The sequence below is a fragment of the Streptomyces sp. NBRC 110611 genome (assembly GCF_001590865.1).
In the GTDB taxonomy this organism is placed as follows: domain Bacteria; phylum Actinomycetota; class Actinomycetes; order Streptomycetales; family Streptomycetaceae; genus Streptomyces.
In genome coordinates this window covers 401,298-411,486 of sequence record NZ_BBUY01000004.1, presented here as the reverse complement: position 1 = coordinate 411,486, position 10,189 = coordinate 401,298, and the positions used below count along the sequence as shown (strand labels likewise).

Annotated in this window: 12 protein-coding genes; 6 read left to right on the top strand and 6 right to left on the bottom strand. The window is 70.4% G+C overall.

Annotation, left to right across the window (positions count from 1 at the left end):
• Window positions 1-25 precede the first annotated feature (25 nt).
• From AZE13_RS12685 to AZE13_RS12675, 3 genes are read right to left on the bottom strand one after another with little or no spacing between them, the layout of a single operon-like run.
• A complete protein-coding gene (locus AZE13_RS12685; protein ID WP_398780134.1) occupies window positions 26-1,096 on the bottom strand; it encodes a threonine aldolase family protein in 1,071 nt (356 codons plus the stop codon).
• Window positions 1,093-1,920: an SDR family NAD(P)-dependent oxidoreductase gene (locus AZE13_RS12680; RefSeq protein ID WP_066930495.1), complete on the bottom strand. Its 828-nt coding sequence runs from the start codon at window positions 1,918-1,920 to the stop codon at window positions 1,093-1,095. The genes AZE13_RS12685 and AZE13_RS12680 overlap by 4 nt, the downstream gene beginning before the upstream one ends.
• Window positions 1,917-3,314, bottom strand: a complete 1,398-nt coding sequence (locus AZE13_RS12675) for a DUF6421 family protein (RefSeq protein ID WP_066930494.1) — start codon at window positions 3,312-3,314, stop codon at window positions 1,917-1,919. Before AZE13_RS12675 ends, AZE13_RS12680 begins: the two co-directional genes overlap by 4 nt.
• Window positions 3,315-3,825: 511 nt before the next feature.
• Between AZE13_RS12675 and AZE13_RS12670 the strand changes: the two genes are divergently transcribed.
• A complete protein-coding gene (locus AZE13_RS12670; protein WP_066930493.1) occupies window positions 3,826-4,509 on the top strand; it encodes a glycerophosphodiester phosphodiesterase in 684 nt (227 codons plus the stop codon).
• A 58-nt stretch (window positions 4,510-4,567) separates the two neighbouring features.
• On the opposite strand, the gene AZE13_RS12665 is transcribed toward AZE13_RS12670, so the two are convergent.
• Window positions 4,568-5,101: a GNAT family N-acetyltransferase gene (locus AZE13_RS12665; protein ID WP_066930492.1), complete on the bottom strand. Its 534-nt coding sequence runs from the start codon at window positions 5,099-5,101 to the stop codon at window positions 4,568-4,570.
• A 151-nt stretch (window positions 5,102-5,252) separates the two neighbouring features.
• Between AZE13_RS12665 and AZE13_RS12660 the strand changes: the two genes are divergently transcribed.
• The gene (locus AZE13_RS12660) at window positions 5,253-5,639 is read left to right on the top strand and encodes a VOC family protein (RefSeq protein ID WP_066930491.1); all 387 of its coding nucleotides are present in this window, start codon (window positions 5,253-5,255) and stop codon (window positions 5,637-5,639) included.
• A 29-nt stretch (window positions 5,640-5,668) separates the two neighbouring features.
• Here the strand turns inward: AZE13_RS12660 and AZE13_RS12655 are convergent, their stop codons facing one another.
• Window positions 5,669-6,181: a PadR family transcriptional regulator gene (locus AZE13_RS12655; protein ID WP_066930490.1), complete on the bottom strand. Its 513-nt coding sequence runs from the start codon at window positions 6,179-6,181 to the stop codon at window positions 5,669-5,671.
• 55 nt (window positions 6,182-6,236) lie between these two features.
• Between AZE13_RS12655 and AZE13_RS12650 the strand changes: the two genes are divergently transcribed.
• The gene (locus AZE13_RS12650; RefSeq protein ID WP_066930489.1) at window positions 6,237-6,932 is read left to right on the top strand and encodes a cysteine hydrolase family protein; all 696 of its coding nucleotides are present in this window, start codon (window positions 6,237-6,239) and stop codon (window positions 6,930-6,932) included.
• On the opposite strand, the gene AZE13_RS12645 is transcribed toward AZE13_RS12650, so the two are convergent.
• The gene (locus AZE13_RS12645) at window positions 6,921-7,292 is read right to left on the bottom strand and encodes a winged helix-turn-helix transcriptional regulator (protein WP_066930488.1); all 372 of its coding nucleotides are present in this window, start codon (window positions 7,290-7,292) and stop codon (window positions 6,921-6,923) included. The two genes, AZE13_RS12650 and AZE13_RS12645, sit on opposite strands and share 12 nt — an antisense overlap.
• Window positions 7,293-7,376: 84 nt before the next feature.
• Between AZE13_RS12645 and AZE13_RS12640 the strand changes: the two genes are divergently transcribed.
• The 3 genes from AZE13_RS12640 to AZE13_RS12630 all read left to right on the top strand — a co-directional run bounded on the left by AZE13_RS12640 (window position 7,377) and on the right by AZE13_RS12630 (window position 10,051).
• Window positions 7,377-8,285 (top strand): NAD(P)-dependent oxidoreductase, encoded by a 909-nt coding sequence (locus AZE13_RS12640; RefSeq protein WP_107288321.1) that lies wholly within the window; start codon window positions 7,377-7,379, stop codon window positions 8,283-8,285.
• A 152-nt stretch (window positions 8,286-8,437) separates the two neighbouring features.
• The gene (locus AZE13_RS12635) at window positions 8,438-9,007 is read left to right on the top strand and encodes a DUF5134 domain-containing protein (RefSeq protein WP_066930487.1); all 570 of its coding nucleotides are present in this window, start codon (window positions 8,438-8,440) and stop codon (window positions 9,005-9,007) included.
• Window positions 9,008-9,103: 96 nt separating this feature from the next.
• A complete protein-coding gene (locus AZE13_RS12630; RefSeq protein WP_066930486.1) occupies window positions 9,104-10,051 on the top strand; it encodes a M56 family metallopeptidase in 948 nt (315 codons plus the stop codon).
• Window positions 10,052-10,189 lie beyond the last annotated feature (138 nt).

The following is a 10,189-nucleotide window of genomic DNA, read 5'->3' as shown; positions in this document are numbered from 1 at the left end:
CCGACAACGTGGGACCGCCGGAGGGCTACCGGCGCAGCTCCTCCCGTAGTGCCGCGATGAATCCGTCGACGTCCTCCTCGGCCGTGTCGAAGGAGCACATCCAGCGGACGTCGCCGGCCTGCTCGTCCCAGAAGTAGAAGCGGTAGCGTTTCTGCAGCCGTTCGCTGACGTCGTGCGGCAGCCGCGCGAAGACGGCGTTCGACTGCACGGGGTAGAGGATCTCCACCCCGCCGATCTCCCGTACGCCGGCCGCCAGACGCTGCGCCATCGTGTTGGCGTGGCGGGCGTTGCGCAGCCAGAGGTCCTTGGCGAGCAGCGCCTCCAGCTGGACGGAGACGAAGCGCATCTTCGAGGCCAGTTGCATGGACAGCTTGCGCAGGTGCTTCATCGCCCGTACCCGGTCGGGGTTGAGCACCACCACGGCCTCGCCGAAGAGCGCGCCGTTCTTCGTGCCGCCGTAGGAGAGGATGTCGACTCCCACCGCGTTGGTGAAGGCCCGCATCGGGACGTCGAGCGACGCCGCGGCGTTGGCGATCCGCGAGCCGTCCAGATGCACGACCATGCCGCGCTCGTGGGCGTGGTCGCAGATGGCCCGGACCTCGTCGGGGGTGTAGACCGTGCCCAGCTCCGTGCTCTGGGTGATCGAGACGACCTGCGGCATGGCGCGGTGTTCGTCGTCCCAGCCCCAGGCCTCCCGGTCGATCAACTCGGGGGTGAGCTTGCCGTCCTCGGTCGGTACGGTCAGCAGCTTCAGCCCGCCGACCCGCTCGGGCGCACCGCACTCGTCGACGTTGATGTGCGCGGTGCCGGCGGCGATCACCGCGCCCCAGCGGTCGGTCACGGCCTGGAGGGCGACGACGTTGGCGCCGGTGCCGTTGAACACCGGGAACGCCTGGGCACGCTGCCCGAAGTGGCTGCGGAAGACCCGTTGGAGGTGTTCGGTGTAGTCGTCCTCGCCGTAGGCGATCTGGTGCCCTCCGTTGGCGAGGGCGATCGCGGCGAGTACCTCCGGGTGGGCGCCCGCGTAGTTGTCGCTCGCGAAGCCGCGTATCTCGGGGTCGTGATGCCGCCGGGCGTCGGTCCTCGCTCCGGTCACGGCTTGGGGGTCAGCCACAGACGCTGTCCATTCACTTCCTGCGCGGGCCGGCTCCAGACCCCGGCGATGGCCTCGGCCAGCTCCGTGACGTCCGTGAAGCCCGCGAACTTTGCGTTCGGTCGCTCGGCGCGCATCTGGTCGTTGACGAGCGCCTTGACGATCAGGATGGCAGCCGCGGCGCGCGGTCCCTGCTCACCCCCCGACTTGCGGAAGCCGTCCGCCAGGGCGAGCGTCCAAGCCTCGGCGGCGGCCTTGGAGGCCGCGTAGGCGGCGTTGCCGCCGGTGGGCTTGGACGCGCCCGCCGCGCTGATGAGCACGAAGCGGCCGTTCCCGCTGCGCTCCAGGGGGTCCTGGAACGCGAGGGAGGTGTGCTGGACGGTACGGATCAGCAGCTTGTGCAGGGTGTCCCAGTCCGCCAGGTCGGTCTCCGCGAAGGTCGGCGAGCCGCGCCAGCCGCCGACCAGGTGCACCAGGCCGTCGATCCGGCCGAATTCCTTCTCCGTACGGGCCGCCCACTCGCGGGTCTGGTCCAGGTCGAGAAGGTCGACGGTCTCTCCTATCACCGTGGCACCGCCGTGCGCGTAACGCGCCGCGTCCACGGCCTCCGCGAGCCGCTCGGGGTTGGAGTCCGAGCCGACGACCACCGCGCCGGCTTCGGCCAGCCGCAGCAGGGCGGCCCGGCCCGCCGGCCCGGCCGCGCCAGCCACCGCGATGACCGCGCCCTCCAGCGGCCCCTGGCCGCCCGTCGAAGTAACCATCTCCGTCGCCTCCTCGTCCTGCTCCTGGACGGCCTGCGGCCGGTTGTCGTTCCGGTCGGTCCTCATGCCGCCGCCAGTGCGTCGCTGTGGGCCGTGATGCCCTTGGTCGATGCGATCACAGCACGCAGCTTCTTGGCGAGTGCCTCGTAGAACATGCTCAGCGGGAATTCGTCGGGCAGCACGTCGTCCACGAGTTTGCGCGGCGGCTGGTCCAGGTCGAGGGCGTCGGGGCCCTTGGCCCAGACCGAACCCGGGTGCGGGGCGAGGTAGGCCGAGACCAGGTCGTAGGCGGCGAACCAGTGGACCAGCTTGGGCCGGTCGATACCGTCGCGGTAGAGCTTCTCGATCTCGCCGCACAGCTCGTTGGTGACCTTGGGCGCCCGCTCCCAGTCGATGTGGAGTGTGTTGTCCGTCCAGCGTACGACGTCGTGCTTGTGCAGGTACGCGAAGAGCAGCTGGCCGCCCAGGCCGTCGTAGTTGCGGACCCGGTCACCGGTGACGGGGAAGCGGAACAGCCGGTCGAAGATCACCGCGAACTGCACATCGCGCGCCTGGGACACGCCCTCGGCCTCCAGCTTCACGGCCTCCTTGAAGGCGGTGAGGTCGCAGCGCAGCTCCTCCAGGCCGTACATCCAGAACGGCTGGCGCTGCTTGATCATGAACGGGTCGAAGGGCAGGTCACCGTGGCTGTGGGTGCGGTCGTGCACCATGTCCCACAGGACGAACGCCTCCTCGCAGCGCTTCTGGTCGTCGAGCATCTCGCGGATATCGTCCGGCACTTCCAGGCCCAGTGTGCCGACGGCGGCCTTGCTGACCCGGCGGAACCGGGCGGCCTCGCGGTCGCAGAAGATGCCGCCCCAGCTGAACCGCTCGGGGGCCTTGCGCACCGCGATGGTCTCCGGGAAGAGCACCGCGGAGTTGGTGTCGTAGCCGGCCGTGAAGTCCTCGAAGGTGATGCCGCAGAAGAGGGGGTTGTCGTAGCGGGTGCGCTCCAGCTCGGCGAGCCAGTCCGGCCAGACCATCCGCAGGACGACGGCTTCGAAGTTGCGGTCCGGGTTGCCGTTCTGGGTGTACATGGGGAACAGCACGAGGTGCTGGAGGCCGTCGGCGCGCCGCTGGGCGGGCTGGAAGGCGAGCAGCGAGTCCAGGAAATCCGGCACGCCGAAGCCGTCGTCGGCCCATCGGCGCAGGTCGGCGACGAGTGCCTGGTGGTAGGCGGCGTTGTGCGGGAGCAGCGGGGCGAGCTCCTCGACGGCGCGGGCCATCCGCTCGACCTGGGCCCGGACCGCCTCGGCGGCCGGTGCGCCGTCCGCTTCGAGGTCGATCGAACCGTCCTTGGACTGCCAGGGGCGGAGGGTCTCGACCGCGTCCTTGAGGGCCGGCCACGCCGGGTGGCCGACCACACGCTCTGCGGTCGAAGTGCCCCTCTGGACACCCACGGGCGAAAGAATTTCCGTCATGACTGCCCTCCGGCGGTAGATCGTGTGGTGGGCACACGGTAACCAGCTCAAGAGCGCCCACTCAAGTGGGCCAGACGAAAAATATTTCTTCTCAACCTCACCTTCACGCCTATTTTTCCTGCGAATGGCGCGATCCGCCACACTTCCTGCCCGCCAGGGCAGGGGAATCCGCCCTTCCTCCTGCCCGCCCAGCGACGGCATATGCCATGTGGACGACGACAGGTCCGGTCCCCGCCGCATACAGCAGATGACGCGATACGGAACGGATCTGGCGGGTACCCGTACTGGACACACCGCGACGCCCTCGGGAAACCGGCTCACCGCCCCCGGGGCCGGTTAGGCTGAGCGCCATTTCGTACCGCCTTCGTACCACCGTCACCGACGGTCCACGGACAGGCACCGTCGTGGAGCCGACAGCAGCGGAGCCGACAGTTCTCTGGCCGACGGACGACGCAGAGCTGACAGACGCAGAGCCGACAGCACGTACCGAGCCGACAGAAGCGAGGCAGCCTTGCCCTTTCTCACCATCGGACACCGCGGGATCATGGGCGTCGAGCCGGAGAACACCCTGCGTTCCTTCGTACGCGCCGAGCGCGAAGGCCTCGACGTCATCGAGCTGGACCTGCATCTGAGCAAGGACGGCACGCTGGTGGTGATGCACGACGCGGAGGTGGACCGGACCACCGACGGCACCGGCCCGGTCGCCGAGCGCACCCTCGCCGAGCTGCGCGAGCTCGATGCCGGGCAGGGCGAACGGATCCCGGTCTTCGAGGAGGTCCTGACGGCGGTACGGGCGCCGCTGCAGGCGGAGATCAAGGACGTGGCGGCCGCACGGACCCTGGCCGAGGTGCTGCGGGATCGCGATCTGGCCGACCGGGTCGAGGTGATCTCCTTCCACGACGAGGCGCTGGCCACGGTCCGCACCCTGCTGCCCGGCGTGCGCACCGCGCTGGTCGGCGAGTGGTACGGCGCCGATGTCGTCGACCGCGCCCAGGCCGTCGGCGCCACGACGCTGTCGCTGGAAATCCGCAGGCTCACCCTGGAACTGGTCGAGCAGGCCCATGCCGCACAGCTGAAGGTGCTGGGCTGGACGGTCAACACCCACGATCAGCTCCGGCTGGCGCGCGGGCTGGGGCTCGACGGTGTCGTGACCGACCGGCCCGAGATCCGGCGCGCGGTGCGTTTCACCGCGTAGGACTGGGAGGACTAGGGGGGGCCGCGTCGGGCTCAGCCCGGGTACGGCCGCGTCAGAGTCAGCCCAGCGGCTTGACCAGGAGTTCGAACTCCAGGTCGTCGCGCCGCGGCACACCGAACCGCTCGTCGCCGTACGGGAACGGGCTGAGCCGGCCGGTGCGCCGGTAGCCGCGGCGCTCGTACCAGGCGATCAGCTCCTCGCGCTGCTTGATGACGGTCATCCGCATCTCGCGGGCGCCCCAGGCCTCCCGGACGGTGCGTTCGGCCTCGGCGATGATGAGCTTGCCGAGGCCGCCGCCCTGGAGCGCCGGGCGCACCGCGAACATCCCGAAGTACGCGTGGTCCCCCCGGTGTTCGAGCTGACAGCAGGCGATCAGCTCGCCGTCCCGCTCGACGACCAGCAGCCGGCCGGCCTCGTTGCCCACCACGGCGGCGACGCCCTCGGGGTCGGTGCGCTGCCCCTCCAACAGGTCCGCCTCGGTCGTCCAGCCGGCCCGGCTCGCGTCGCCGCGGTAGGCCGACTCGATCAGCTCGACGAGCCCGGGTATGTCGGCGTCGAGGGCGGTGCGGAAGGTCAGCTCACTGGTCGGCATGGTGCCTGAAGTCCTCTCGGGCCGGATGGGCGGGGTAGCTGGGACGGGCGGGATGGGTGGGACGGCTGTATCGAGGCTAACAAGTGGCACGCCCCATTCATCCGGCCCTTCCTTCGGCGGGCCGCGCGGGGCGGCGGCGTAGGGTCCTGGCATGGTGCATGTACTGAGCAGCCGGATGCTGTTGCGGCCGTCCGACCCCGAGCGGTCCCGGGCGTTCTACGGCGAGGCGCTGGGGCTGGAGATCTACCGGGAGTTCGGTACCGGGTCCCAGCGCGGCACGGTGTACTTCCTCGGCGGCGGCTTTCTGGAGGTCTCCGGCCGTGCGGCGGAGCCGCCCGCGGACACCCTGCGGCTGTGGCTCCAGGTGGCGGACGTGGCAGCCGCGCACGAGGAGCTGCAGGCGCGCGGGGTGGAGGTGCTGCGACCGCCCGTACAGGAGCCCTGGGGCCTCATCGAGATGTGGATCGCCGACCCGGACGGTCACAAAATCGTCATCGTGGAAGTCCCGGCGGACCATCCACTCCGATACCGGCCCTGACGACACGCCGCGGCAGGCGCGGTCCCTCGTCAGGCCAATACCCCCCGAAGCCAGGACCTTTCCGCACGGCTGGTGGCGCGGGCGATGGTGAGCATGCCGCGCCGGTAGGGGTCGTCGGTGTCCTCGGCGCCCAGTGGACGGTCGCCGTCATGGAAGAAGCTCGCGGGCTGTTCCAGGAATTCCAGCCGGCGGCGCAGTACCGCGTGCTGGTCAGCGGTGTCGGGCAGGTGCGAGAGGAAAGCCAGGACCGTGAAGTACCGGGTGCTGTCGCTGATGTCCAGGCCGTCGGCGTCCCGCAGTCGGCGCAGCAGCTCACCGTGGCCGGCGTCGGTGAGGCTCAGGGTGTGCCGCTGAGCGGCCGAGGCACCCGGTTCGGTCCGCCGGTCGAGCAGCCCGGCGTTGACCAGCCGGTTGATCGCCGGGTAGAGGCTGCCGTCGCTGACCGGCCGGGCGTGGCCGGACAAGTGCGCTATCCGGTGGCGCAGTTGATAGCCGTGCAGCGGCCCCTCGGCCAGGAATCCCAGGATCGCGAGTTCGAGCATGCCGCTACTCTCGCACATCGAAACGAGGTACCTCGAACCGACATAGGGGGCGGGAGTGACGTACACCGAGGAATGGGTGACCACGCGAGCGCGCAACGCCTATGAGCACGGCCGGGCGTCGTTCGGCATACGGCCCGAACGGACAGCACTGCTGGTCATCGACATGCAGGACGAGTTCGTCCGGCCCGGCTGGAGCCCCTACTGGGTGCCCGCGGCCAGCCGGATGGCGCCCCGGCTGCGGCAACTGGTCGAAGACTGCCGCGGCGCCTCGGTCCCGGTGATCTGGACCATCTTCGACGACACCCATCTGGGTCTGGACCGGCCGCACGCCCTGCGCTGCCTCCCGCACGCCGACAGCGACTGGCGCCGACCGGGCCCTGCCGAGGTATGGGGCGAGATGGGCCACCGCCCCGATGAAATCCTGATCCGCAAGCCTTCCTACGGGGCGTTCTACGACACCCCGCTCGACACCATGCTGCGCAACCTCGACCGCGACACGGTCATCGTCACCGGAACGCTCACCAACTACTGCTGTGGCACCACGGCCCGGCAGGCATACGAACGCGGCTACAAGGTCGTCTTCGGATCCGATGTCACGGCCACCGACGACGAGTCCCGGCAGGAACCCGAACTCGCCGTCCTGCGCAAGGGGTTCGCACTCGTTCTGACCGCCGAAGAGATCACCGATCGACTGGCCGTACACCGCGGCCGCGCGCGCACGGGGCGGTGGCCGGGATGCTCACCCGTGTGAGGTCTCGGCCACGTCGAGCGCTTCGGGTCCTTCGCGGCGCATCCGCTCGACGCCCCAGGCGCCGAGCGGCCCGAGCGCTTGATTGAGCGTGCGCCCGTGCTCGGTCAGGGAGTACTCCACCCGCGGCGGCACCTCGGCATGGACCTCCCGGTGCACGAGACCGTCCTCCTCCATCTCACGCAGGTGCTGCGTGAGCATCTTCTCGCTCACTCCCGGCAGACCGCGACGGAGCTCAGCGAAGCGGCGTACGCGATGGGCATCGAGTTCCCAGAGGATCAACCCCTTCCACTTGCCGCTCACCACGTCGAGCGCGGCATCGATGCCGCAGATGTAAGGCCCGCGTCTCGGTGCCTTGGCCATCGCTGATCCCCCTTACGAAAAGGTAAGTACCGCAGAAAATAGTAGGTACTTCCACGAGTGGTGACGCTCTCCGAGCATGGAGGGGTGAACGAACGACAGAACCACACCACCGGGCAGGACATGAGTGTCACCGTGATCGGGCTCGGCCCCATGGGCCAGGCAATGGCCCGTACCCTCCTCACCGCCGGCCACCCGGTCACCGTCTGGAACCGCACCGCCGCCCGGGCCGACGGCGTCGTCGCCGACGGAGCAACGCTCGCCGCGACACCCGGCGAAGCGGTCGAAGCGAGTGACCTCGTGATCCTCAACCTCACCGACTACCAGGCGATGTACGACATCCTCGGCAGCGCCGCCGCATCGCTCGCCGGCCGGACACTGGTCAACCTGAGCTCCGATACCCCCGACCGCTCACGCGAGGCAGCCACCTGGGCAGCGGGCCACGACGCCACCTTCCTCACGGGAGGTGTCATGGTCCCCGCGCCGATGGTCGGCACCGAGGCGGCCTATGTCTACTACAGCGGCCGCGGCCACGTGCCGGAGAGCCACCTGGCGGCGTTGGCACTGCTGGGAACACCGAAGCATCTGGGCGAGGATCCGGGCCTCGCCCAGATGATGTACCAGGCCCAACTCGCGGTGTTCCTCACCACCTTGTCCGGACTGATGCACGCCACCGCGATGCTGGGTACCGCGGGAATGAAGGCCGAGGAAGCGCTGCCGGAACTGCTCTCCTTCACCGACTCGATCGGCGACATCCTGAGGGCCGGTGAAGAGAACCCCGGCACCGCGCTCGATGCCGGAGACCATCCCGGCGACCTCAGTACCGTCACCATGATGGGTGCGACGTCCGACCACATCGTCGAGACCAGCACGTCACTCGGCCTCGACCTCGCGCTCCCGCTGGCCGTACAGGCCCACTACCGGCACGCGATCGAGAACGGACACGGCAGCGACAACTGGACCCGCATCATCGACACCATCCGAGGGCCGCGCTGACCACATGCGCCGCGCCCCCTGTGCGCCTGTGCGCTGCCGTGGGATCCACGACGCGCCCCCAGGCGCCCCGGTGCGCTGCCGTGTACGGCGCGCCGGCCGGGCATCCAGCAGCCGATGCGTACGGGCAGCGGGGACCCCTGGGGAGGCGCTTCGTGCACGGACCGCCGTTGGTCGGCTGGCTGCTGGTGCTGGTGTGCGCCGGCCCCGCCGCGTACTTCCTCTCCCGGCCCCGCGCCGGTGCCGCCGCGCGGCGGGCGGAAGCGCGCCTGGAAGGACTGATCGCGCTGGGGATGGCGGCGATGGCGCTGCCGGTGTCCGTGGTGGCGCAGTCGGCGTGGTCGCCGTGGCTGTTCGCCGTGGCCTTCGGCGCGGCGGGGGTGTGGGCGCTGGCGCGGCGCCATCCGCATCACACGGTCGAGGCGTGCGCGATGGTGTACATGGCGCTGGCGATGACGGGGCACGGGCACGGCGGTGGGGTGGACCACGCCGGGGCGTTGGGCGGCGCGGGACAGACCGCGTCCTATGCGGTGCCGATGCCGTTGCTGACCGGTGTATCGCTCGCCTACTTCACCGTGTACGTGCTCTCCGCGGGGATCCGGCTGGTACCGGCGACCACGGGGACGACGGACGCGGGGTCGCCGGACGCGGCGTCGGCCGGGGTGGTGCGGGCCTGCCGGATAGCGATGGGCATCGCTATGCTCGCGATGCTGCTGGCCATGTGACCGCCCCGGCGCCGCGCCCTCCCCGCGGGCGTGGCATGCGTCACTTCCGTTGCCCGGCCGTACCGATGGGCACCGGAGCGCTCATAGGGTGACGTCATGATGGTCCCGATCGCGCTGATGGTTCTCGGCGTGCTGGCCGCGACGACGGCGCCGCGGCTGATGGCCCGTTCCGACTGGCCCGACCGCGAACCGGTGCTCGCCCTGTGGGTGTGGCAGTGCGTGGTCGCCGGTGTCCTGCTGTGCTGCGTGCTCGCGATGTCGCTGAGCGCGGCCGCCGCCTGGGAGTCCGTCCGCAGCCCGGTGTTCGGGTTCGCGCCCCGGGTCGTCGTCGAGGCGTACGCCCTCCAGGGGTACGGACCGTGGGCCGGGGTGCTGGCCCTCCTCCTCGCGGGCGGCGGGGCGTGGACGGCGGTGGCGCTCACCCGCGAGGTGCGGGCGGCGCGGCTCCGCCGACGGCAGCGCCGGGCCGATCTCCTGCGGCGCGCGCCCTTGTTGCCGGGCGAGAAGCCCTCCGGGGAGCGGCTGGTGGTGCTGGAGGGCGACCGCCCGGAGGCCTGGTGGCTGCAGCAATCCTCGCCCCAACTGGTCATCACCACCTCGGCGTTGCGGCGCCTGAAGGGGCGTCAGCTGGACGCGCTGATCGCCCATGAGCAGGGCCATGCCCGGGCCCGGCACGACGTCCTGCTGTACTGCGCCTCGGCGCTCGCCGCCGGCCACCCGCAGATCCCGGTCTTCGCGGCGTTCCGCGACCAGGTACACCGGCTGGTCGAACTGGCCGCGGACGATGTGGCCTCGCGCCGCTTCGGCCGGCTGACCATCGCCCTGGCACTGGTCGAACTCAACGAGGACCGCGGGGTGTTCGGCCCCTGCCCGGCGCCGCACGCTCAGGTCCCCGCGCGGGTGAACCGGCTGCTGGCCCCCGCCCCCCGCTTCACCCTCGGCCGACGGCTGCGGATGACGGCGGTCGCGGCGCTGGTACCGGTGGTGCCGCTGCTGGTGACGTTTGTGCCCGGGTTGTCCGCCCTTTCGGCTGCGCTTGGCTAATCGCTGCGCTTGGCTGACTTCCCACGTTTTCAGCTGCGGCGTCGTACCTTCCGTTTCGCCGTTACGCGCCCGTCGCGGCGCCCCGTATGTTGTCGGCGTTTCTCACCGTCTCGCCTGCGGCGGGCGTTACTGCTGCGC